The 22,221-nt window shown below is 65.3% G+C and carries 18 protein-coding genes; 14 read left to right on the top strand and 4 right to left on the bottom strand.

What is annotated here, in order from left to right:
• Window positions 1–65 precede the first annotated feature (65 nt).
• The 4 genes from JKL48_RS23695 (at window position 66) to JKL48_RS02670 (ending at window position 5,570) form a co-directional block, all read left to right on the top strand.
• Entirely contained in the window at window positions 66–1,154 is a 1,089-nt protein-coding gene (locus JKL48_RS23695; RefSeq protein ID WP_394368844.1) for a type IIL restriction-modification enzyme MmeI, read from the top strand.
• Between the two features lie 55 nt (window positions 1,155–1,209).
• Window positions 1,210–2,880 carry a T9SS type A sorting domain-containing protein gene (locus tag JKL48_RS02680; RefSeq protein ID WP_201978104.1) on the top strand — a complete coding sequence of 557 codons (1,671 nt, stop codon included), beginning with the start codon at window positions 1,210–1,212 and terminating at the stop codon, window positions 2,878–2,880.
• A 402-nt stretch (window positions 2,881–3,282) separates the two neighbouring features.
• Window positions 3,283–4,530, top strand: coding sequence for a site-specific integrase (locus tag JKL48_RS02675; protein ID WP_201978102.1), 1,248 nt, complete (start codon window positions 3,283–3,285; stop codon window positions 4,528–4,530).
• A gap of 47 nt (window positions 4,531–4,577) precedes the next feature.
• Window positions 4,578–5,570: a hypothetical protein gene (locus JKL48_RS02670; protein ID WP_201978100.1), complete on the top strand. Its 993-nt coding sequence runs from the start codon at window positions 4,578–4,580 to the stop codon at window positions 5,568–5,570.
• Between the two features lie 164 nt (window positions 5,571–5,734).
• On the opposite strand, the gene JKL48_RS02665 is transcribed toward JKL48_RS02670, so the two are convergent.
• Both JKL48_RS02665 and JKL48_RS02660 read right to left on the bottom strand, forming a co-directional pair.
• On the bottom strand, window positions 5,735–7,138 hold the full coding sequence (locus JKL48_RS02665) for a DUF3500 domain-containing protein (RefSeq protein WP_201978098.1): 1,404 nt from the start codon (window positions 7,136–7,138) through the stop codon (window positions 5,735–5,737).
• Window positions 7,139–7,201: 63 nt separating this feature from the next.
• Complete coding sequence (locus JKL48_RS02660) at window positions 7,202–8,542, bottom strand: HupE/UreJ family protein (RefSeq protein ID WP_236668565.1); 1,341 nt, start codon at window positions 8,540–8,542, stop codon at window positions 7,202–7,204.
• A gap of 582 nt (window positions 8,543–9,124) precedes the next feature.
• Between JKL48_RS02660 and JKL48_RS02655 the strand changes: the two genes are divergently transcribed.
• The gene (locus JKL48_RS02655) at window positions 9,125–9,439 is read left to right on the top strand and encodes a helix-turn-helix domain-containing protein (protein ID WP_201978096.1); all 315 of its coding nucleotides are present in this window, start codon (window positions 9,125–9,127) and stop codon (window positions 9,437–9,439) included.
• Window positions 9,440–9,460: 21 nt separating this feature from the next.
• On the opposite strand, the gene JKL48_RS02650 is transcribed toward JKL48_RS02655, so the two are convergent.
• Window positions 9,461–10,360, bottom strand: a complete 900-nt coding sequence (locus tag JKL48_RS02650) for a S24 family peptidase (RefSeq protein WP_201978095.1) — start codon at window positions 10,358–10,360, stop codon at window positions 9,461–9,463.
• Window positions 10,361–10,459: 99 nt separating this feature from the next.
• Between JKL48_RS02650 and JKL48_RS02645 the strand changes: the two genes are divergently transcribed.
• From JKL48_RS02645 to JKL48_RS02605, 9 genes are all read left to right on the top strand, one after another.
• On the top strand, window positions 10,460–10,747 hold the full coding sequence (locus tag JKL48_RS02645; protein WP_201978093.1) for a hypothetical protein: 288 nt from the start codon (window positions 10,460–10,462) through the stop codon (window positions 10,745–10,747).
• Window positions 10,748–10,772: 25 nt separating this feature from the next.
• Window positions 10,773–11,726 carry a hypothetical protein gene (locus JKL48_RS02640; protein WP_201978092.1) on the top strand — a complete coding sequence of 318 codons (954 nt, stop codon included), beginning with the start codon at window positions 10,773–10,775 and terminating at the stop codon, window positions 11,724–11,726.
• Window positions 11,611–12,462, top strand: a complete 852-nt coding sequence (locus JKL48_RS02635; RefSeq protein WP_236668564.1) for a hypothetical protein — start codon at window positions 11,611–11,613, stop codon at window positions 12,460–12,462. The genes JKL48_RS02640 and JKL48_RS02635 overlap by 116 nt, the downstream gene beginning before the upstream one ends.
• Window positions 12,463–12,467: 5 nt before the next feature.
• Window positions 12,468–12,872, top strand: coding sequence for a VRR-NUC domain-containing protein (locus JKL48_RS02630; protein WP_201978090.1), 405 nt, complete (start codon window positions 12,468–12,470; stop codon window positions 12,870–12,872).
• Window positions 12,873–12,932: 60 nt separating this feature from the next.
• On the top strand, window positions 12,933–13,712 hold the full coding sequence (locus JKL48_RS02625) for a phosphatase PAP2 family protein (protein WP_201978089.1): 780 nt from the start codon (window positions 12,933–12,935) through the stop codon (window positions 13,710–13,712).
• A gap of 46 nt (window positions 13,713–13,758) precedes the next feature.
• The gene (locus JKL48_RS02620) at window positions 13,759–14,436 is read left to right on the top strand and encodes a response regulator transcription factor (RefSeq protein ID WP_201978087.1); all 678 of its coding nucleotides are present in this window, start codon (window positions 13,759–13,761) and stop codon (window positions 14,434–14,436) included.
• A complete protein-coding gene (locus JKL48_RS02615; protein ID WP_201978085.1) occupies window positions 14,433–15,701 on the top strand; it encodes a sensor histidine kinase in 1,269 nt (422 codons plus the stop codon). The genes JKL48_RS02620 and JKL48_RS02615 overlap by 4 nt, the downstream gene beginning before the upstream one ends.
• Before the next feature lie 142 nt (window positions 15,702–15,843).
• The gene (locus JKL48_RS02610) at window positions 15,844–20,274 is read left to right on the top strand and encodes a CusA/CzcA family heavy metal efflux RND transporter (protein ID WP_201978083.1); all 4,431 of its coding nucleotides are present in this window, start codon (window positions 15,844–15,846) and stop codon (window positions 20,272–20,274) included.
• A 29-nt stretch (window positions 20,275–20,303) separates the two neighbouring features.
• Entirely contained in the window at window positions 20,304–21,539 is a 1,236-nt protein-coding gene (locus tag JKL48_RS02605; RefSeq protein ID WP_201978082.1) for an efflux RND transporter periplasmic adaptor subunit, read from the top strand.
• Between the two features lies 1 nt (window position 21,540).
• Here the strand turns inward: JKL48_RS02605 and JKL48_RS02600 are convergent, their stop codons facing one another.
• Entirely contained in the window at window positions 21,541–22,143 is a 603-nt protein-coding gene (locus JKL48_RS02600) for a cation transporter (protein ID WP_201978079.1), read from the bottom strand.
• Between the last annotated feature and the right edge of the window lie 78 nt (window positions 22,144–22,221).

Raw genomic sequence — 22,221 nt, 5'->3', positions numbered from 1 at the left:
TTCGGGCACGAACTCGCGTCCTTACTCACCCTCCACTTTCACCTGCTCGATTCGCAACCCACTTCGTGACGGGTATAACTACACGCCCCCGAAGCGTTTATGTAATTGATTTCTATGGCTTAAAGGCTGACGAAGTTTTAGCTAAATACCCAAGAGCATACCAGCATTTATTGGAGTATGTTAAGCCTGAAAGGGACGCGAACCGTGATAAAGCAATTCGTGAAAACTGGTGGTTACATGGTAGAACTCGCTCCAGTTTTCGACCTGCCTTATTTGGATTGACCAGGTACATTGTTTCACCAAGAGTAGCAAAGCATAGATTCTTTCAATTTCTTGAAAGTGAAATCATTCCAGACGATAAGCTTAATGTCTTTGCATTTGATGACGCTTATCAACTTGGAGTTCTTTCAAGCCAGGCTCATGTGGTTTGGGCGTTGGCTGCTGGTGGAAGGCTAGGGGTGGGAAATGACCCCGTTTATGACGGTTCCCGCTGTTTCCAGCCATTCCCCTTCCCCGCCGCCACGCTCGCGCAGCAGGCCCGCATCCGCGAGCTGGCCGAACAGCTCGACGCCCACCGCAAGCGCCAGCAGGCCCAGCACCCCAGCCTCACCCTCACCGACCTCTACAACGTGGTGGAGAAGCTGCGCGCCGTCCAGCCCTTGTCGGCCAAAGACCAGACCGTGAACCAGCAGGGCCTGGCCTCCGTGGTCCTCAGCCTGCACCAGCAGCTCGACGCCGCCGTGGCCGAGGCCTACGCCTGGCCCCCCGCCCTGCCCGAGGCCGAGATTCTCACGCGCCTCGTGCGCCTCAACCACGAGCGTGCCCGCGAGGAGCAGGCCGGGCACGTCCGCTACCTGCGCCCGGCCTACCAGGCGAAAGGGAATAAGGAACAGGGCATAGGGAATACGGTTACCCAGGCCGACCTGGCCCTGGCCGTATCCCCTGTTCCCTCCTCCCCTATCCCCTTCCCCACCGAGCTGGCCCAGCAGATGCAGGCCCTGCGCGATGCCCTGCAGCAAGCCACCCAGCCCCAAACCGCCGCCCAGGTAGCCGCCGGCTTCAAGCGCCTCAAAGCCGAGAAGGTGGAGCCGTTGCTGGCTACCTTGGCGGCGCTGAGCCTGGTGCGGCAAACGCCGGAAGGCTATGCAGTGTAGCCGTTGGCTTTCAATGCTCTGCTCCCCCATCATTCCACTACCTTACCCTTGGCCCATGCAAATTTCTACGCCTTTTTTTCGTAGCGCCTCCCTGGCAGTGTTGCTTACTGTAGGCATTTTGGGGCTGGCGCAGGGCCAAACCACGCCGCCGGTCTGGAGCTGGGCCAGGGCGGCGGCCAGCCCGGCCGTCACTTTCCTCAGCGGAACGGCAGCAGATGCCGCGGGCAACACTTACACGGCCGGTGTGTTTCAGTCGACTTTGACGCTGGCACCGGGCACCGTGCTGGTGTCTCAGCGGGACGAAGATTCGTACGTGGCCAAATACAATGCCGCCGGCAGCCTGCTGTGGGCGCGCCAGCTGGCGGGCACCAGCAACGAACGAATTGGCGGGATAGTGGCCGATGCGGCTGGCAACGTATACCTGGCCGGCACCTTCGGCGGCGCGCTGCAGCTGGGCACTCTGAGCTTAACCAGTTCCGGTTCGGGCGGGTCATACATAGCCAGCATTGATGCCCAGGGCCAGCCGCGCTGGCTCCGGGAGGTGAGCGGCAACGGCGCCCTCGTTCACAGCATAGGTATGGATGCCACCGGCAACCTCTACCTCAGCGGCTTCTTTTCCGACCTGGCCACGGTGGGAGGAATCACCCTCACGGCACGCAACACCCTCAGCAACTTCGTGGCGAAACTCGACCCCGCGGGCACGGCGCTGTGGGCCCAGGCAGGCGGGAGCATTCCGCTCACCGTCTCAACAAACGGCGTCTACTCAAATGCGCTAACCGTGAGCCCGGCCGGCGACGCTTACCTGAGCTGGACCATGCATTCGGCCGCGGGCGGTTTTGGTGCCGGGCCTGCCCCTGCCGGCTACGGCAACAACGACGTGCTGCTGGTGCGCTACAACCCTCAGGGCGTGGTGCAGTGGCAAAAGCGCTTCGGCTCCGCCGGCGATGATTACGCCGGCGTCACGGCCCTCGACGGCAATGGGCACCTGCTGGTTCCGACTACCTTTTCAACCGCTGGGCCGGCCACTGTGGAGGGGCAAACGCTGACCGGCACGGGCCAGGTCTACGGTGCCCTGCTCCAGCTCGATACGGCCACGGGCACTCTTCAATGGGTGACAAAGCTAGAGGCCTCCAGCTTCGTCGCCTTTCGTGCGGTGGTGGCTGACGCCGCCGGCAATAGCTACCTGGCTGGCTCTTTTGCCGGTACAGCGCAGGCAGGCAGCCAGCAGCTGAGCAGCAACGGCTCCAATCTGGACGTTCTCGTGGCCAGCTATTCGGCGCAGGGCACGCCCCGGTGGTTCCAAAAGTCCGACGGCGCGCCGGAAGAATGGGCCGGGCTTATTGCCTTGGGCGGCACCAACGAGCTGTCTGTTGGCGGCAGCTTCACCCAGCAAGGCCGGTTTGGCAGTAGCATCCTCACAGGCGGGGCAGCCACTGGTTCCAATGGGTTCGTTGCGCACTTCAGCGCCTTGCCCACGGCCACGCAAGCCGCCCGGGTTCTCGCCTTGGACATCTTCCCTTCTCCCACCACCGACAAGGTCCATGTGCCGTCCCTGCCCGCCGGCACCCGCGTGCAGCTGCTCGATGCCCTGGGCCGCGTGGCCCGCGAAACCACTGTGCCAGCGGCGGCCGAAGTATCGGTGCGGGGCCTAGCGCCGGGCCTCTACACGCTTCTAGCCACCGATGCTCAGGGTCGCCGGTACGCGGCCCATGTAGCCGTGGAGTAGGAGGCATTGCGCGGCGGCAAGCCATTCGGCCACCAGGCACCAGCAGGTGCAGGCTTTTCTACGCCCGAGGCCGAAAAAGACGGAGCCGCAGCATACAAGCTTCGCTACCTGCCCCGGATGCGTCAGACGCCGGATGCTACTGCCCCAGACATCACGAAAAAGGCCCTCAGCAGTGCGCTGAAGGGCCTTTTTTGTGGCAACAGTTGTACTAAATTGGCACTATCTAAACTGACCCACCCCGACACCAAACCCCTCTCCACAAGCCAGAAATAAACTTTTCAAAATCTCTTCATCCGTTAACGACAAACTAAATCCGTTAATAAAGGCCGGACTGTCCGATTTCCTGTCCGATGTCGGACAGCCGTTAGTATCTTTAGAGTGGCAACTAATTCACTCTAAAATATGGCTAAAGTAACGTTTTTACTCTACAACCCCGCCGCCGACAAACCCACCCCCATCATTGCCTCCGTAACGTTTGATGGCCAGCGGCACAAGGTTTACGTCGGCATTTCCATCCTTCCCAAACAGTGGGATAAGAAGGAACAGAAGGCCCTCACTCGCGGCTACTCCCACACCAACAACGGCAAGCTAAACGACACGCTGGAGAACACCCGCGAGCGGCTCACGAAGTGCTACGACGACCACCGCGCCGTCGGTACGCTGCCCTCGCTGGCCACCCTGAAAAAAGTAGCCGAGCCGGTGGAAGCGGAGCCGCTGCCCGAGCCCGAAGCCACCGCTCCCGAGCCCACGCCCGCCGGGCCCAATCTGCTCACCGTATTCTCCGAGTGGATAGAAAGCCGCAGCCTCACCCAAAGCCCCAACACCCTCCGCACCTACCGCACCTCGCTGCGCCACCTGCGCGACCTGCAGCAGCTCGAAGGCTACGCCGTCGACTTCGCCACGGTAGGCAACAGCTTCGCCGAACGCTTCGCCCGCTACCTGCTCACCAAGCGCAACCTCGTCGACAGCGCCGTGCACAAGAACTTGTTTCGGCTCAAGCACTTCCTCAATTGGGCCCTCGACAACGGCTACCCCGTCATCGCCGACCCCAAGAAATTCAGCTGGCAGCACCGCGAGCCCGACATTCTTACTCTTACCCGCCAGGAAGTGCAGCGCCTCGCCGACCTCGACCTGAGCGCCCGCCCAGCGCTGGATAACGCTCGGGCCCTCTTCATGCTTGGCGTCTACACCGGCCTGCGCTTTTCCGACGTGGCCAGCCTGCGCCCCGAGCACATCCAGGCCGACCGCCTGCGCGTCACCACGCAGAAAACTCGCCTCACCGTCACTGTACCCGTGCGGCCGGAGGCTCGCCCGCTGCTGGCCCGCGTCACCGAAGGCACCCTGCGCCCCCTGGCTAACCAAAAGCTCAACGGCCACCTCAAAGAACTGGCCCGCCTCGCCGAAATCGACGCGCCCACCGAGCGGGTGCGCTACGCCGGTGGCCAGCGACGCGCCACCACAGCCCCGAAATACGAGTTTGTCACCACGCACACCGCCCGCCGCACCTTCGTCACGCTGGCGCTGGAAGCGGGCGTGCGCCCCGAGGTGGTCATGCGCATCACCGGCCACAAAAGCCTGTCGGCATTCCGGCGCTACGTCAATGTCACCGAGGATACCATGCTCGATGAGTTTTCCCGCGCCTTCGCTTAGCGCTGCTCCTTCCCCTCTACCATCCTGAGCCGGCCCCTGCGCCCGACATGCGCCAATATTCCCTTCCCTCCGACGCGCTGCCCGCCGAAGTCGGCGATGCCTACGAAAGCCTCCTGCACGCGCTGAGCGACTGGCTCAGCGCGCCCGGCCCCTTCGCTTCCACCAACCTGGCCGACTACTTCGAAGAACACCTGGCTGGTTGCGATACCCCCGAAGGCCGCATCCGCTACCTGTGCCGGCTCACCCTGCAGGGCGGCACCAACGGCGAGGTCTACCCCGAAGCCGCCATGGACTTGGTCGAGCTGCAGTCCGAATTCCGCGCCTTTCCCGATTACACCGACACCGACCTGGACCTATATTTCGACGAGTACTACTTCTCCTGGCTGGCCGTCCGGCTCACCGAAGCCCTGTGCGAATACACCGGCCGGGCCCGCCTGCGCGGCGCCCGCGCCAGCCTCCGGGCCGAGTGGGAAGCCCTGCCCCTCACCCGCTTGCAGTACCGCCCCCACGACGCCAACACCGTCCAGCTGCTGCGCTTCCTGTTCGTGGTGCTGGTGCCCTTCGCGCAAAACAGCCGCACCCGCAGCGTCCGAAGTGTCACCGAGGAAGTCGTGCAGGAAGCCCGAGCCGCCGCCAAGCCCCAGCGCCCCGCTCCACTGCCTCTCTCTTCCAACGTGGCCACGCTCTGCTCCGGCAATTTCAAGCCCACCGACCTGCGCGACCTGCTCACCTCTCTCGGTGTGCTCGATGCCGCTACCGGACACTGGCACCTCGGCGAGCTCAAAGGCAAAGCCGCCGCGCCCCTCAGCGCCTTCCCCGCCGCCTACCGCGCCCTGTTCGAAGCCAAGCTCATGCTCTTCGCCGACGCCCCCGTGTACCGCAAGGCCTTCGAAGAAGAATTCCACGTCAAATTCAGCGACCGCCTCGCCACCTTCAAAGACGGCAGCGGCAGCGCCCGCTTTCAGGACTATTTAGTTGAAGCCCGCCGCTGGATTACCATCTGGAAAGCGGCCGACCCAAAGCCGCCCACGACAAGCTGAGGTATTGCGCCGCCGCGTCGCTGCGCCACAACATGACCCGCCCACAGCAGTGGCTCAGGCACCTAGCATCGCTCACCCTTCATTGCCAGATTCACAAAAAGAGCAGCCCCGACCCTATGGCCAAAGCTGCTCTTTTTTGCTGTCCGCCGGCCCGGCTGCGGAGCTTAGTTCACCACGAAACGGTGGGTGACGGGCGCTTTGCCGTCGGCCACTAGGCTGAGAATGTAGGTGCCTGCGGGCAGGCCTTCGGTGGATACTTGCACGGCACTGCCAACAAACGATTGGCTGGCGAACGTCTGGCCCAGTACGTTGCGCAGGGTGTAGCGGGCCGACGCGGCGGGCGCAGCCAACTGCACCTGCAGGCCGCGGCTGCCGGCGGTGGGGTTGGGGTACACGGAAAAGGCTTGGGCCGCCGCCGCCGCCTTCGTGCCCGTGACGGTGGTGTAGGAGCCGAAGAAGTTTCCGCCGTAGTCGCGGGCGTGGTCGCGCCACACGCTATGGTAGTGAATCTGGCTCTGGTACACCACGCCCGACTGGCACACGAACTCAATCCAGACGTTGGGGCCGTCAATCCGCACGTAGTCGGCGTTGCTGGTCAGGTTGCCCGTGCCCGAATAGGCGACGTAGGTACCGGCCAGCTGGCTCGTGTAGGTCGTCATCAGGCTGGCGGCCGTGGCGTCGTCGGCGTCCTGCACCCAGGGACGCATGGCGTCGGCCACCAGCTGCTGCTGCGCCGCCGTCAGCGTGCTCACGGCCAGGCCCACCTTGGTGGCGGGGAAGTTGCCGTCCTGGTTCGGGCCCAGCAGCACGTCGCTGAACGTTTGGGTGAGGCGGGCCGTGGTTTTCTGCGCGGCCGTCAGCCCGTTGAGCATGGCCAGCATCGCCGAGGCCTCGTTCGAGAGGGGCGCGCACACCGTGCCGGTGGGCAGCACGTTGGCGTTGGTGGTGGTAAAAGTCAGCGGCTCCACGCCTTCAAAGTAGGGCGTGGCGCCCTTCACTTGGCCGTTGCCGTAGGTGATGTTGGTGGCCAGGTGGTGCCCGCCGTACTGCAGCTGCCACGTGCCAGTAAGCGAGGGCGTGCCCACCAGGGCAATGAAGTAGATGCCCGACGAGTAGCCGCCGCCGGCCTGCGTGCCCAGGTTGTCGTCCGCCGCCCGAATCTGCTGCGTCTCGTTGAAGCCGTCGCCGGCCACGGTGCCCGTCGCGGCCTGCACCAGGTTCAGCAGCGCGGTTTGCTGCGCCGTGGTCAGCGCCGAAAACTGCAAGCCCTGGCGGCAGCCCAGGCCGCAGGGCAGGTTCGACCATTTCTTCACGTTGGCGGCGGTGTACGCCACCTGCACCGTCGTTTGCTGCGCCGTGCTCAGCGTGGCCAGGAAGGCGTTGGCGGCATTCACCACGTCAGCAACCGTGGCGGTAGCCTGCACGCCCCGAACCTTGGCCACGGCTTTGGGCGCCGCGGCCGGTGCGGCCACATACGTCGGGGCGGCAGCCGGCGCGAGCAGCTCGCTGATTTTTTCGTAGGCCGAAGCTGCCAGCAGCAGCGGCCCGAGCAACACAAGTTTATTCATGGTAAAAGGGGGTATTGGTGAAGCAATACTGGAAAAGGGGTGGATGAAAAAAAGAGATAATGCTTAAGCCGCAGCCGTCCGGCTACGGACGCGCCAATAACTAACCAGCGCGCCTACTGCCAACGCGGCCAGCAGCCAGGGTGCCAGACTCATCAAGCGCGCCATGCCCGCGGAGAAGGGCGCCGTGTCGAGTACGGTGCGCTCTAGCACCCAGGCCAGCGCCGCCACGGCCGCGCACCCGGCCCCGACCACGCGCACCGCCGGGTAAGCCGGCGTCTGGCTGAGCAGCAACAGCCACGGCACGGTGAGGGCAATGACCAGTAGCTGCATCAGCTCAATACCAAGGTTGAAGCCCAGGATGCTTCCGGCCAGGGGGCCGGCCGTCAGGTGCAGGCCCGCCAGCGTGCTGGCAAACGCCAGGCCGTGCACCAGGCCGAAGCCGGCCGCCACGTGGGCTTCGCGGCCCGGAAACAGCGGCCGCCAGGCGTGCACCGCCGACACCAAGATGGACACCGCAATGAGCACCTCCACCGGTTGCGCGGGCAGGCGTACCCAGCCCAGCGCGCCGAGCAGCAGGGTGAGCGAGTGGCCCAGGGTGAAGGCCGTGACGATTTTTACTAGGCGCAGCAGGCTATGGCGCACCCCGCCAAAGCGGCCCCAGCGCCGGGCCTTGGTGAGCAGCAGCGGCGCGGGCAGCAGCAGCGCCAGCAGAAACAACAGGTGGTCGGTGCCTTCGGCAATGTGGCGCACGCCCAGCCCCACCATGCCCTTGAACCCGGCCCACCAGCCCCCGCCGGCCACCCCCAGGTTGACGTCGAAGGGCGGCACGACATTATTGACCGCGTCCAGGCGAATGACACCCACCTCGGTCAGCGCATCGGCGGCCACGCGGCCAGCCGCCCAGTCCCGCCGCACCGACACCAGGGCCACATGCGTCACGACTTGGTGCAGAATGACGTCGTAGCGCAGCGTGAAGGTGCGCGCACTGGCCCCCGCCGGCGGCTGCAGCCACAGCGCGGCCGTCAGCTCCTGGTACGGGCCGGTAGCGGTTTGCTCGGCGGCGTGTACTTGCAGCTCGCCCACGCGCACGGTCCAGGGGCGGCCGTCGGGACTAATTGGGCGCACGTGCTGCGCGAGGTAGGCGCGCAGGTCCGCGCCAAATGCGGTGGCCGCTTGCTCAGAGTGGCGCGCAATGCCGTGACCAAAAGCCGGCTCCAACTCGCTGAGCGGCAATTGCAGTTCAACGGCAACGCCCCCAGGCTGCAGGTCCAGCACCACCAGGGAGTTAGGCATGGGGTGAGCCGCTACTTCTCCGAAACCCGAAGCCAGCTCCAGCAGCAGACAAGCCCAGCTACAGAGCAGAAAAGAGCGCAGGGAAATACGAATTGGGAAAGTAAGCTTCATACCAAAAAGGGGGTAGAGCACTTCCCCAAGTGGATTACTTGCCCCTTGGTTGGAGAGGCGATAAGTGTACGTGGGTAGGAGGGTTGTTGGGCTACCCATCCATTTTTTAGGCCGCACGATGCGCACGGAGAATCTTAGCAGGAGCAGTGCTAACGGTGTCGGTTTTCACTCAAAGGTCCCAGGCCCTGCCGGTCGGACCTACTGCAATCGCCGAGTCGGCATATTCCCTCGACCATTGCCCGCTTTGCAGCCGCTCCTCATTGTAAGAGACGTAAAACGCCCGTTACCCCCACGGGCCTTGGGTAGTTGATTAAATATTTCCTGCTGGTCAAGACATGACGCATTTTCAATCAACACCTTACCGCAAAATATGGGTTTGATAAAAATGTGAATGCAACGGTGAAGCTTGACCCCAAATTCTTCAATCTCCCCAAATGCAGCTAATGGTTGCCAGCCCGTTTCATGCGGGCTCAACACCCTTTCATGCGGAATTCGTGCGCGTTTCATGCCGCCGATTGAACCCGCATGAAAGCCGAGCTCCATTTGGGGCGTCGCTGGCCAACACTCCCAGCGACGCCCCAAATGGAGCCTTTCATCCTTAGCCCCGTCCCCTACGCCCAGCTGTTAGAGGACATGCGCGCCATCATCCGGCACGAAACCGCCCAGCGCCCCGCCACCCCAGCCCCCGCCGACGCTAACAGCCCCTCCGACCTGCTCACCGTGCCGGAAGCCGCCGAGCTGCTCGACGTCTGCCCCCAAACCATCCACGAGTGGAAGCGGCGCGGCCTGCTCACCTACCACAAGATGGGCCGCCGCACCTACCTCAAGCAGGCCGAGGTGCTGGCCGCCCTGCAAAGCGAAAAGCGCACGGCCAAGCCCGGCGCCAAAAGCCGGTAGCCATGCGCCCCGCCCGTTCGCTTACTGCCCGCGCAGCTGCGCCGGCTGCTGCACGTTCTCTTCCAGGAAGCGCCGCACCTCGTGGTAGTCGTGGCCCAGCAGCTCAATCACTTCCTGCAGGCGCTCCATGGTTTGCACCGTCTTGTCCATCGGCCGGGCCGGAATGCTCGTCGAGAGGTAGCCCCGCACCATCCACAGCTGCTGAATGTCGGCCACCGGCAACCGGTACGGCTCGTAGCCCGGGTTGTCGGAGTGGAGCTCAAATGTGTCGTCCGCATCGGTAATAACCGCGCTAATGCGCTTGAGCAGCAGGTTTTCCGACGTCACTATCACGTAGCATTCCCACGGCTTCAGCAGGTCCTTGCGGTCCACCACGCTGCACACCACAATGTCCTTGTGGCCAAACGTCGGGCTCATGCTGGTGCCTGATACCTCAAAGGCCCGGTACGTGCCCCACTCAAAGCCTGGCAGGTGGTAGGGGTGCATGTCCTGCAGGTACACCGCCTCGTTGCACAACGATGGGTACCCGGCCTGCGCCGTCAGCGGCACCAGCAGCGTGTTTTCCTTGCCATCCCGGTCCACCGTCACGGTCAGCACCTTGAAGTTGCCCAGGTTTTTCCAGGGCTCCGACTGCTGCTTGCTCTCGGCCGCCTGGCTCTTGCCGCTCGCCTTCACTGGCTCGGCTTCCCCGCCCCGCACCATCGGCCCGCGGCCCATCACCAGCCAGTCGGCCGAGAGCTCCGGCCACACCTCCAGCATCTGCGTCAGCGTGTCGAAACCCGGTTTCGCGTCGCCGCTCAGCAGCTTGTATATTTTTCCACTTTTCTCATCGCCCATTTTCACCGCTGCCTGCCTGGCAGTCAGTTGATAATGGTCGAGCACTTGCTGCAAACGCTGGCTTACGTGGGCTGTGGGTTCCATAGTCTTCGTCATTTAATACACCAGAAGCGCGGCCATTCGCGTATGTTTGTACACACTTCGCTGCCTTTTACAAGACAAATGTACTAAATTACAAATAAAATGGAACAGATTACGAATAACCGGCAAATAAAAGATAATAACGAGCAAACACCGACCCTGTTTCAGGTCTACAAAAGACTCGGCGAACGCAACCGCGCCGCCAAGAAAGTAGTCGAGCGCTTGGCCTCAACAGGCACCGTGGTGGCCATTAGCACGGTCTACAACGTCATCTACGGCCGCTCCAGCCGCGCCGACATCACCGAGCAGTTCCTCAACGTGGCCGCCGAGATGCTCGCCCACTCCAAAGACCTGCAGGCCCGCACCGCTGCCCTCGCCTCGGCCGAATGATAGTCCCGGCCTCCTCACCCCCGCCATGAACTTCATTCGCCACATCCGCCTGGCCCTCGAGCTGCTGGCGACCCGCGCCGATGCCACCCCGCACCACGTCAGCCTCTACATGGCCCTGTTCAGCCAGTGGAACGACGAGCGGTTTCCGGAATCGGTGCTACTGGTGCGGGCCGAAGTCATGCAGGCCGCCCACATCGGCAGCGCCAGCACCTACCTCAAATGCCTGCGCGAGCTCACAGCCTACGGCCTCGTCACCTACCAGCCCTCCCGCTCCGAACACCGCGCCAGCCGCTGTCTTATGCACGAGCTTTTACCCGCCCAGCTTGCACCAGTGCTTGCACCAGAAGTGGACCAAGCACTGTACTCAAACACCCCCGCAGCTCGCACCAAAAGTGGTGCAAGCACTAGCACCAGAAATGGTGCAAGCACTGGTGCAAGCCGTGGTCAAGCCGTAGTCTCTTTTGATAAACAGGTAGAAACTAAAAGAAACAAGAACAAACCCGTTCTATCAATCAAACTGGATGAGGCGGCGGCAGAAAAAAAAGAAGGCTTCGCTTTTTCACAAACGAGTCAGCTTTCAGAGCCGGATGATTCCGAGCTGACCGCCCAGGAGCCAGCCCCCAAAGCAAAAGTTGCGCGAAAAGGAAAGGCCCCCACGCCCCGCCGGCCCCAGCGCCCCGAAATCCCTTTCACCGAATCCGAGCTGGCCGACCTCCCGGCTTTCATGGCCGCCTTCGACGGCACCGACTACGCGCTGGCCGACCTGCGCTTCTACCACGAGAAAATCCTCAACTGGCGGCAAAAGGGCGAAGTGCCCCGCCGGCGCGATTGGCTCGCTACCTCCAAGCAATTCTTCCTCAACGATGCCGCCGAAAACCGCCTTAAGCTCGCTCCCGGCGTCCAGTCCCACCAGCCTGGCGCCACCTACGCCGACACCGGAATCCCAACTACTGGCTACCGTTCAAGCCGTTGGGATTAGCGCCCTGGCCCGCAGCAGCACCCCCGAGCTGCGCGAGATGCTGGCCGACATCAGCATCGGCCTCACCAAAGCCCAGGCTCTGGCTGCCCCCAAAATTTTCCAGCTCACCCACCGCCTCGGCGAGCGCGAAGTGGTGAAGCTGCTGGTAGTCGTGCTGCGCGGCTTCGTCGACTCGCTCCGCGTCAAAGAGAAGCCCGACGCCGCCGACCTCATCGAGCTGGCCAGCACCCTGGCCACCACCTACACCCACGACAGCCTCAAGGACATCATCCTGGCTCTCAAAGAAGCCCGCACCGCCGGCACCAACTTCTTCCAGGCCCTCGACGTGAGCACCCTCTACCGCCTCGTCGCCGAGTACTTCGACCGCAAAGCCCAGTACCTCGAACACCGCCACCTCGACCAGAAAGCCACCGGCGCCAGCCTGCAGGCCCAGGACGTGCGGCTGCTAGGCGACACCGCCCCCCGCATGCTCGAGCACGTGGCCCAGCAGATTCCCGCCGACCACCCCAACGCCGAAGCCCTCCGCCACAAGCTCACCATCACCAAGGCCCGCGAAGCCCGTGGCCTCATCACCCCCGAGCAGGCCGCCGAGCAGCGCGCCGAAACCCGCCAAGCCACCCAGCGCAAAGCCCGCCCCGACTGGCAGCCCACGCCCGAAGCCCAGGAACAGATGGCCCAGCGCCACCACCACGAAAACCACGCCCTGCTCCAACGCTACCGCACTCCCAACCCGTAACCGCCATGGCCCTCGCCAAAAAGCACGACCAGCTGCCCCTCGACCTCGGCCAGCTCTACGCCGCCGACATCACCGGCGCCATCCTGGCCTTCCTCACCCACCACGGCTACACCGTCTGGCGCCAAAACAACACCGGCATCTACGACGCCGCCAAGGCCCGCTGGCGCGTCAATCCCCAAAGCCGCTGCGGCGTTCCCGACATCATCGGCTTCCGCAACGCTGATGGCGTGTTCATCGGCGTCGAAGTCAAAGTCGGCCGCGACCAGCTCCGCGACGACCAGCGCACCTTTCTCAACGAACTCAAAGCCGCCCACGGCCTAGCCTTCGTCGCCCACGACTTCGCCCAATTCCAGCAGTCCTTCGAGCGGCGGCAGGGCTTGTCACAGGGCCCATTGCACAGCAACCCCTGAGCATGACGCCGTATAAGCAGGCGCCCTTCGCTCCGTTTGCTATTCCGCCTGCTGCCCCGCATGTCGCTGCTCACTTCCCTCTGGTCTTTCCTCCGCCACGTCATGCGCCGGCACCTTCGGCTGTTAGCGGGCCTGGTGTTCGGCTTTTTGGCCCCGTGGATACTATTTCTGGAAATAGCCGAGGAAATATGGGAGGGCAACGGCTACCCCGGCGACCAGGCCATTCTGCAATTCCTGCACGCCCACCCCACCCCCACACTGGACGCCGTGGCCTTGGGGCTAAGCCGGGCCGGCGGGCCACTCGGAGCCTCCCTGCTGGCCATTGCCGGGGCCTTGGTGCTGCTGGTGGCCCGCCAACGTCGGGCCCTCGCCTTTTTCGCGCTGGCCGTGGTGGGAGCACAGCTGCTCAACTTGTTTGCCAAGTACCTGCTGGTCCGGCAGCGGCCCGCGCTGTGGCAGTCGCTGGCCCCGGAAACGTCCTACAGCTTCCCCAGCGGCCACTCCATGGCCGCTGCGGCGCTGGCCACCACCGTGGGCTTGCTGCTGTGGCGCACCCGTTTCCGCTGGCCGGCCGTAATCGCCGGCCTGCTATGGGCCGGCAGCATGGGCTGGTCCCGCATGTACTTGGGCGTGCACTATCCTTCCGACGTACTGGCCGGTTGGGTCGGCTCAGCGGGGTGGGTCGGCGGGTTGCACCTGCTCTTTGCCCGGTATTTTGAAGAGCTGCGCCACGTATGGGGCGAGGCGCGGCTGTACTGGCACGCCCCCGCCGCCGCCAGGCTCGCCCGCGAAATCCCGCCGGCCCGGGCGCTGCTGGAAAAGCCTGCCCCCTCCCGTTAGCTTTGCCGCCGTAGCTTGAGCCAACCCAACCCCTGAGCCGTCTATCGTGAAAATTCTAATCGTGGAAGACGAGCCCGCCCTGCGCACCTCGCTGGTCGACCACCTGCAGCGCGACGGCTACCGCTGCGAGCAGGCCGCCACCTACGCCCAGGCCCACGAGAAAATCAAGCTCTACCGCTACGACTGCGTGCTCGTGGACCTGACCCTGCCCGGCGGCAACGGCCTCGACCTGGTGCGCACGCTCAAAGCCGACCAGTCCCCCGCCGGGGTGCTCATCGTCTCGGCCCGCGGGGCCCTCGACGACAAAGTCACCGGCCTGGCGCTCGGCGCCGACGACTACCTGACCAAGCCCTTTCACCTGGCCGAGCTCACGGCCCGTATCCAGGCCATTCTGCGGCGGCGCCAGTTCCAGGGCCACAACGAGTTGCGCTTCCGGGCCCTGACCGTGCGGCCCGACCGCGCCCAGGTACTGGTGGGCGACGAGCCCGTGCCCCTGACCCGCAAGGAGTACGAGCTGCTGCTCTACTTCCTGGCCAACCCCAACCGCCTGCTCACCAAGGAAAGCATCGCCGAGCACCTGTGGGGCGACGCCGCCGACACCGCCGACTCGTTCGACTTCATCTACAACCACCTCAAGAACCTGCGCCGCAAGCTGCAGGAGAAGGGCGCCCCCGACTACATCCGCACGGTGTACGGCGTGGGCTACGAGCTGAGCAGCGAATGAAGCTGCTGGCCACCACCACCCGCTACTACCTGCTGCTGGCGGCCCTGCTCTTTGCCGCCGGCACCGCCGCCCTTTACGCCGGGCTGGTGTGGGCCCTGCGCTCGGAGATGGAAGAAAAGCTGGTGACTGAGCAGGGCTACCTCACGCCCATCCTGCAGCGCACCGGCCGGCTGCCGCTGCCCCTCGGGGACCAGCGCGTGCTAAGCCGCCGCCCCCGCCCGGCGGGTTTCGACGACACGCTCGAATTCGACCCCGTGGGCCGGCGGTGGGAGCCCTTCCGGCAGCTGCACTTCCCGGTGCAGGTGAAAGGGGTGACCTATTGGGTGACGCTGCGCAAGTCGCTGCTCGAAAACGACAGCCCCTTGGGCGTGGTGCTCTCGGTGATGGCCGCCGTGCTCGTCGGCCTGCTGCTGAGCTTGGCCGCGCTCAACCGCTGGCTGTCGGGCCGGCTCTGGCAGCCGTTCCACCAGACGCTGGCCGCCCTGCGCGGCTACGAGCTGCAGCGCCAACCCGCCGCCCTGGCTCTGCCCGCTACGCCGATTGACGAGTTCACCGAGCTCAACCAGGCCCTTACCCAGATGAGCGAGCGACTGGCCGCCGAGTATCGGTCCCTCAAGGAATTCACCGAAAACGCCGCCCACGAAACCCAGACGCCCCTGGCCATCCTGCAGGCCAAGCTGGAGCGGCTGCTACAGCTCGGCGCCCGCGACGCAGAAATGGCCCCGCTGCTGCGCGATGCCTACGGGGCCACGCTGCGCCTCTCGCGCCTGCACCAGGGCCTGACGCTGCTCAGCAAGATTGAGAACGGCCAATTCCCCGACGCCGTGGCCCTGAACCTGGCCGACGTCGTCACCGAAAAGCTGGCCCTGCTGGAAGAGCTGGTCAGCGGCAAAGAGCTAGCCCTGACCTACGACGCTGCCGACCCGCTGCCGGTGCGCATGCACCCGGCCCTGGCCGAGTCGCTGGTCGTCAATCTGCTGCAGAACGCTCTCAAGCACAACCACGTCGGCGGCACCCTGTCGGTGCTCCTGCGGGCCGGCATCCTCGAAATCCGCAACTCCGGCCCAGCGCCCACCGGCGACCCCGCCCGCTACTTCGAGCGGTTCCAGAAGCAGCAGCCCGGCTCGGCCTCGCCCGGCCTCGGCCTGTCCATCGTGCAGCAGGTGTGCCGCCACTACAGCTTCGGGCTGCGCTACACCTTCGAGGCCGCCACGGGATTGCACGTGTTGCACGTCAGCACCCGCCCGGCCGCCGCAACAGCATAGGCTCCGCATAGAATTGGCTTGTAGCCTTGCACCGGCAACGCCGGGGCGGGGCAGGAGCGCGCCATTGTATTGGCCGCGCCGCCGTCCCACTACGGCCATTTTTTCAGCGGGCCCGGCCCCGCTTCCACGAGTTGATGCGCGCATGTTTGACAAGATAATTCACTTCTCCATCCACAACAAGCTGATTATCGGCTTTCTGGTGCTGCTGCTCGTGGTGTGGGGCGGCTACTCGGTCACGCAGCTGCCCATCGACGCGCTGCCCGACATCACCAACAACCAGGTCCAGGTCAACACCATCTCGCCCGCGCTGGCCACGCAGGAGATTGAGCAGACCGTCACCGCGCCCATCGAGCTGGCCTTGGCCAACGTGCCCGGCGTCCTGGAGGTGCGCTCCATCTCGCGCTTCGGCCTCTCCAACGTCACCATCGTCTTCCGCGAAGACATGGACCAGTACCGGGCCCGGCAGCTGGTGAGCGAGAAGCTGCTCGATGCCATCCAGCAGATTCCGCCCGGCTCGGGCACCCCCGAGCTGGCCCCCATCAGCACCGGCCTCGGCGAAATCTACCAGTATGTCCTGCGCCCTGCTAAAGGGTACGACAAGCAATTCAGCGCCATGGACCTGCGCACGCTGCAGGACTGGACCGTGCGCCGACAGCTGGCGGGCATCGCCGGGGTGGCCGAAATCAACGGCTTCGGCGGCTACCGCAAGCAGTACGAGGTGGCCGTCAACCCCCAGCGCCTGCGCCAGGTGGGCATCAGCATGGGCGAGCTGTTCACCGCCCTGGAAGGCAACAACCGCAACACCGGCGGGGCCTACATCGAGAAAGGCCCCCGGGCCTACTTTATCCGCGGCCTCGGCCTGGTCAAAAGCCTCGACGACGTGGCCCGCACCGTGGTGGCCGTGCGCGGCCGCACCCCCGTGCTGGTGCGCGACGTGGCCAAAGTCCGCTTCGGCGCCGCCGTGCGCTACGGGGCCATGACCCGCAACACCGAAGGCGAAGTCGTCGGCGGCGTCATCCTCATGCTCAAGGGCGAAAACTCCAACCAGGTGGTCGGCCGCGTGAAAGAGCGCATGGCCCAGGTGCAAAAGTCACTGCCCAAAGGCGTCATCATCGAGCCCTTCCTCGACCGCTCCGACCTCATCAGCCGGGCCATTCACACCGTCACCCGCAACCTGGAAGAAGGCGCGCTGATTGTCATTTTCGTGCTCATCCTGTTTTTGGGCAACTGGCGCGCCGGCCTGGTCGTGGCCTCGGTCATCCCGCTGGCTATGCTGTTCGCCATCATCATGATGAACCTGTTTGGCGTGTCGGGCAACCTGCTCTCGCTCGGGGCCATCGACTTCGGCCTGGTCGTCGACGGGGCCGTCATCATTGTCGAGGCCATCGTTTCGCGGGTGGCCCACGGCCGCCCCGCCGGCTCGCCCGAACTCACGCAGGCCGAGATGGACGCGGCCGTGTACGACTCGGCCCACCGCATCCGGCAGTCGGCCTCGTTCGGCGAAATCATCATCCTGATGGTGTATTTGCCCATTCTGGCCCTGGCCGGCATCGAGGGCAAGATGTTCCGGCCCATGGCCGAAACCGTGGCCTTCGCCATCATCGGGGCCCTGATTCTCTCGCTCACCTACGTGCCCATGATGGCCGCGCTGGCCCTGAGCCGCAAAGCCGACACCAAGGAGACGTTTTCCGACAAGCTCATGGCCCGGGTGCAACGAGCCTACACGCCGCTGCTGGCCGCCTCGCTGCGCTACCGCACCGTGGTGCTCGGCCTGTCCGTGACCCTGCTGGCGGGCGCTTACTTGCTGTTCCGCACGCTCGGGGGCGAGTTCATTCCCACCCTCGACGAGGGCGACATGGCCATTGAGATGCGCATGCCCACCGGCACCGCCCTCGGCCAGACGGTGGCTACCACCGGCCAGGTCGGCGCCATTCTGCGGCAGCAGTTTCCCGAAGTCACGGGCGTGGTGAGCCGCATCGGCGTGGCCGACATCCCCACCGACCCCGACCCCATCGAAGTGGCCATGGTCACCATCCTGCTCAAGCCCCGCGCCGAGTGGACCTCCGCCGACACCCGCGAGGCCCTGGCCGAGAGGATGAAAAAGGCGCTGGAGGTGCTGCCCGGCGTGAGCTACGAGTTTTCGCAGCCCATCCAGCTGCGCTTCAACGAGCTGATAAGCGGCGCCCGGCAGGACGTGGCCGTCAAGATTTACGGCGAAGACCTGGCTCGGCTGGCCACGCTCGGGGCGCAGGCCGCCGCCCTCATCGCCCCCATCGCCGGGGCGCAGGACGTGGCCGCCGAGCGCACCGCCGGCCTGCCCCAAATCACGGTGGCCTTCAACCGCGACCGGCTGGCCCAGTACGGGCTGACCGTGGGCGACGCCTCCACGGTGCTGGCCACCGGCTTTTCCGGGGCCACCGCCGGCACGGTCTACGAAGGGGCCAAGCGCTTCGACCTGGTGCTGCGCCTAGACTCGGCCCACCGCACCGGCATCGACGACGTGCGCGCCCTGCCCATTGCCCTGGCCGACAGCAACCAGGTGCCCCTCGGCGAAGTGGCGCAAATCGAGCTAAAGGACGGCCCCGCGCAGATTTCCCACGAGGACGGCAAGCGCCGCATCACCGTGGGCCTGAACGTGCGCGGCCGCGACGTGCAAAGCGTGGTGCAGGACATCCAGGGCGTGCTAACCCGGAAGCTGCCGCTGCCCCCCGGCTACTACATCAGCTACGGCGGCCAGTTCCAAAACCTCATCGAGGCCCAGCAGCGGCTGAGCATCGCCGTGCCCGTGGCGTTGGCCCTGATTTTCATCCTGCTCTTTTTCACGTTCGGCTCGCTCAAAGAGTCGCTGCTGATTTTCACGGCCATTCCGCTCTCGGCCATCGGCGGGGTGGTGGCGCTGTGGGCGCGGGGCCTGCCGTTCAGCGTGTCGGCCGGGGTGGGCTTCATTGCCCTCTTCGGGGTGGCCGTGCTCAACGGCATCGTGCTCATCGGCGAGTTCAACCGCCTCGAAACCGACGGCGTGCATGATGTATTGGAGCGGGTGCGCCTCGGCACGGCAGCCCGCCTGCGGCCGGTGGTGATGACCGCCGCCGTGGCCTCGCTCGGCTTCCTGCCCATGGCCCTGTCCGACACGGCCGGGGCGGAGGTACAGCGCCCGCTGGCCACGGTCGTCATCGGCGGCCTGGTCACGGCCACGCTGCTCACGCTCGTGGTGCTGCCCATCCTCTACAGCCTGTTTTTGAAAGGCGGGCGCGGCACCGATGCGACCAAGCCAGCTGATGCCGAACCAAGCGCTACCGAGGCCGCAGCAGTCCCCGGTGCACCTGCAGGTAGCCACCCGGTTTCGGCCGTGCTGGTCCTGCTGCTCGCCCTGGCGGGCCTGCTCGCCCCGGCGCGGAGCTACGGGCAAGCGCGGCCGGGTACGCCAACGCCCGGCGTGCCGCTCACCCTCGATGCCGCCTTGGGCCAGGCCCTGCGCAGCAACCCCGGCATCCAGAGCGCCAACTTTTCAGTCCAGCAGCAGCAGGCCTTGCTCGGCACGGCCACCGAGCCCGGCCGCACCAGCTTCAGCTACAGCTTCGACAGCAACGCCGCCCTCAAAGGCAACAACACCTACGGCGTGGCCCAGAGCATCGAGTTTCCCACCGTCTACACCCGCCAGGCCAAGGCCTTGCGCCAGCAGGTGACCCTGAGCGAGCGCACCCGCGCCGTGACGCAGGCCGGCCTGCGCCGCGACGTGCAGGCCGCCTACTTCCAGCTCGCCTACGGCCAGGCCCGGCTGCGCCTGCTCACCAACCAGGACAGCCTCTACCAGGACTTTGCCCGCGCTGCCGCCGTGCGCTATCGGCTCGGCGAAGCCGCTTACCTCGAGCAGGTATCGGCCGCCGCCCGCGCCCGCGAGGTGGAGGTGGCCCACCGCCAAGCCGAGGCCGACCGCCGCATCTTCGACCGCGAGCTGCAGCGCGTGCTCGGCGCCCCGCAGGCTTTCGAGTTGCCCACCAACGCATTGGTACGCTTGCAGCTGCCCCCGGCCCTCACCGACACCACCCTAGCGCGTAATAACCCCACCCTGGCCCTGTTTCAACAGCAAGTGGTGGTGGCCCGGGCCCAGCAGCAGGTGCTCAAGGCCCGCAACCTGCCCGACTTATCGGCCGCCTACAACCGCCAGACCCAGGCCGGCATGGGCGGCTACTACGGCTACGGCTTCGGCGTCAACCTGCCCATCTTCTCCCGCGCCCAGCGCAGCCGCGCCCAGGCCGGCCAGCTCGCCATCCAGGTGGCCGAAGCCGACCTGGCCAACACCCGCAACAACGTGCAAACGGCCTTTGTCCAGCAGCTGCAGGAAGTCAGCAAGGCCGACGAGGCCCTGCGCTACTACGAAAGCGCGGGCTTGCAGCAGGCCAAGGAAATCGTGCGCGTGGCCGAAAAGAGCTACCGCGCCGGCGAAGTCGGCTACGTCGAGTACGTGGCCGCCCTCACCCAATCCTACGGCATCCGCACGCAGTACCTCGAAGCGCTGAACCTCTACAACCAAAGCATTATTTCCCTGACTTACCTGCTCGGCCGCAACTAGCGCCGGCCGTTCCAGTAGCCTTCCTTGCCATGACGTTTCCCAATTCCACTCGTTGCCGACTGCTCATTTTCGCCCTGCTGTTGGCCGGCTGCGGTAAAAAAGGCGCCGACACCGCCGCTGCCGACGACAAGGCCCCCGCCGCCAAAGCCGCCGACCCGCCCCTGAACCCCAACCAGGTCCAACTGTCCGAAAACCAGGTTAAGGCCATCAACCTCAAGCTCGGCCGCTTCACCACCCACGACGTGAGCAACGTGGTCAAGGCCACCGGCACGCTCAGCCTGCCGCCCCAGCGCCGGGCCCGCGTGAGCGCCTACCAGGGCGGCATCATCCGCACGCTGCCCGTCACCGAGGGCCAGCCCGTGCGGGAAGGGCAGGTATTGGCCGAGCTCGAAAATCCGGATTTCGTGCAGCTCCAGCAGGACTACCTCACCCAGCGCAACCAGTTCACCTTCCTCGAAACCGACTACAACCGCCAGAAGGCCCTGCTGGCCGAGCAGGTGGGCGTGGCTAAAAACGTGCAGCAGACCGCCGCCAACTACAACGCCGCCCGCGCCACGCTCCGCAGCCAGGAGCGGCAGCTGGCCACGCTCGGCGTCGCCCTCGGTCCGCTGCGCGCTGGCCGCATCGTGAGCCGCCTGCCGGTCAAGTCGCCGCTCGCCGGGCGTCTGCGCTACCAGCCGGGCCTGGCCTTGGGCGGCGCCGTCACGCCCGCCGACCCGCTGTTCGAGGTGCTCGACACCCGCCGGCTGTTCGTCGAGCTGCAGGTGTTCGAGCAGGACTTCGGCAAGGTGCGCGTGGGCCAGGCCGTGCACGTCACGTTCCCCAGCCTGCCGGGCCTGCCCGCCACCGAAGCCACCGTGTCCTACATCGACCCCGCCTTCAACGCCGCCACCAAAACCGTGAAGGTGCGCGCTGTCATCGACGACAACCGCAACGAGCAGCTGCTGCCCGGCCTGTTCGTCAACGCCGTCATCGACGTGGACGCCGCGACCGCGCCCGCCGCCGTGGCCACCGTGCCCGATGCGGCCATCGTGCCCGAAGGCGAGTCCAGCTATATCTACACCCTGGTAAAAACCCGCCGCGAGGACACCGGCACCGAGTACATCTACGAAAAGCACGAGGTGCGCACCGGTGCCGCCGCCAAGGGCTTTACCGCCGTCACCCCCGTGGATAAGCTCCCCGCCAACGCGCAAGTCGTCGTCAGCGGCGCCTACTACCTGCAGGCCCAGCAGGGCAAGGGCAGCGGGGAGGAAACCGACGACTAAGCTAATGGGAAGCCGAGGCGTGCTGCGCTTCGCCCCAGGCGTGCCGGGCCTCCCAGAAGCAGTAGGCCATCAGCACCAGCCCGCCGGCCGCATCGGCCCACCACCAGCCCAACACTCGCGTCAACCCCATGCTCAGCAGCACCACCCCGGCCAGGGCCGCGTCTACCAGCGTCACGCGTCCTTCGGTCAGCAGCACCGGGTTGTTCAGCTGTTTCCCGACGCGGTGCTTGCCCCCGGCCAGCGCCAGCATCACGGCGAAAGTCAAGACCAGCCACGCCAAACCCAGCGGCGAGGGCAGGGGGTGCTGGCGGTGCCACAGGCTCCACCCGCTTTGCCCAAGCAGGTATAGTCCCAGCCCTAGAAACGCCACGCTCAGCAGCTGCAGCCCCTTTCGCTGCCGGGTGCCGCCCGTCCCGTTCAACTCCCAGAGCACAATAGTGGAAGCGCCAATTTCCAGCAGCGTGTCCAGCCCAAACGCCACCAGGGCCACCGAGTGGGCCCGGGGCGCGGCCACCAGCAGCACCGCCACGCCCACCACGTTCCACCCCAGGGTGGCATATTCCAGGTATTTGCCCCGGCGCAACAGGCCTTCAGAATCCGTCATAGCCCAACAGTACGCACCGCCGGCCGTACCGTTCACCAGGTAACGCCACCAGCTCCTGAACGCCGCGCCTTTTTTCAC

Source organism: Hymenobacter rubidus, from assembly GCF_016734815.1.
GTDB classification, from domain to species: domain Bacteria; phylum Bacteroidota; class Bacteroidia; order Cytophagales; family Hymenobacteraceae; genus Hymenobacter; species Hymenobacter rubidus.
Note: the sequence above shows the minus strand (reverse complement) of the source record. Positions and strands in the feature narration are given on the sequence as shown.

Coding starts and splice junctions, on each gene's coding strand:
- JKL48_RS02680 (WP_201978104.1), top strand. CDS start 1,210: ATGCAAATTTCTACGCCTTTTTTTCGTAGCGCCTCCCTGGCAGTGTTG.
- JKL48_RS02675 (WP_201978102.1), top strand. CDS start 3,283: ATGGCTAAAGTAACGTTTTTACTCTACAACCCCGCCGCCGACAAACCC.
- JKL48_RS02670 (WP_201978100.1), top strand. CDS start 4,578: ATGCGCCAATATTCCCTTCCCTCCGACGCGCTGCCCGCCGAAGTCGGC.
- JKL48_RS02665 (WP_201978098.1), bottom strand. CDS start 7,138: ATGAATAAACTTGTGTTGCTCGGGCCGCTGCTGCTGGCAGCTTCGGCC.
- JKL48_RS02660 (WP_236668565.1), bottom strand. CDS start 8,542: ATGAAGCTTACTTTCCCAATTCGTATTTCCCTGCGCTCTTTTCTGCTC.
- JKL48_RS02655 (WP_201978096.1), top strand. CDS start 9,125: ATGGAGCCTTTCATCCTTAGCCCCGTCCCCTACGCCCAGCTGTTAGAG.
- JKL48_RS02650 (WP_201978095.1), bottom strand. CDS start 10,360: ATGGAACCCACAGCCCACGTAAGCCAGCGTTTGCAGCAAGTGCTCGAC.
- JKL48_RS02645 (WP_201978093.1), top strand. CDS start 10,460: ATGGAACAGATTACGAATAACCGGCAAATAAAAGATAATAACGAGCAA.
- JKL48_RS02640 (WP_201978092.1), top strand. CDS start 10,773: ATGAACTTCATTCGCCACATCCGCCTGGCCCTCGAGCTGCTGGCGACC.
- JKL48_RS02635 (WP_236668564.1), top strand. CDS start 11,611: ATGCCGCCGAAAACCGCCTTAAGCTCGCTCCCGGCGTCCAGTCCCACC.
- JKL48_RS02630 (WP_201978090.1), top strand. CDS start 12,468: ATGGCCCTCGCCAAAAAGCACGACCAGCTGCCCCTCGACCTCGGCCAG.
- JKL48_RS02625 (WP_201978089.1), top strand. CDS start 12,933: ATGTCGCTGCTCACTTCCCTCTGGTCTTTCCTCCGCCACGTCATGCGC.
- JKL48_RS02615 (WP_201978085.1), top strand. CDS start 14,433: ATGAAGCTGCTGGCCACCACCACCCGCTACTACCTGCTGCTGGCGGCC.
- JKL48_RS02610 (WP_201978083.1), top strand. CDS start 15,844: ATGTTTGACAAGATAATTCACTTCTCCATCCACAACAAGCTGATTATC.
- JKL48_RS02605 (WP_201978082.1), top strand. CDS start 20,304: ATGACGTTTCCCAATTCCACTCGTTGCCGACTGCTCATTTTCGCCCTG.
- JKL48_RS02600 (WP_201978079.1), bottom strand. CDS start 22,143: ATGACGGATTCTGAAGGCCTGTTGCGCCGGGGCAAATACCTGGAATAT.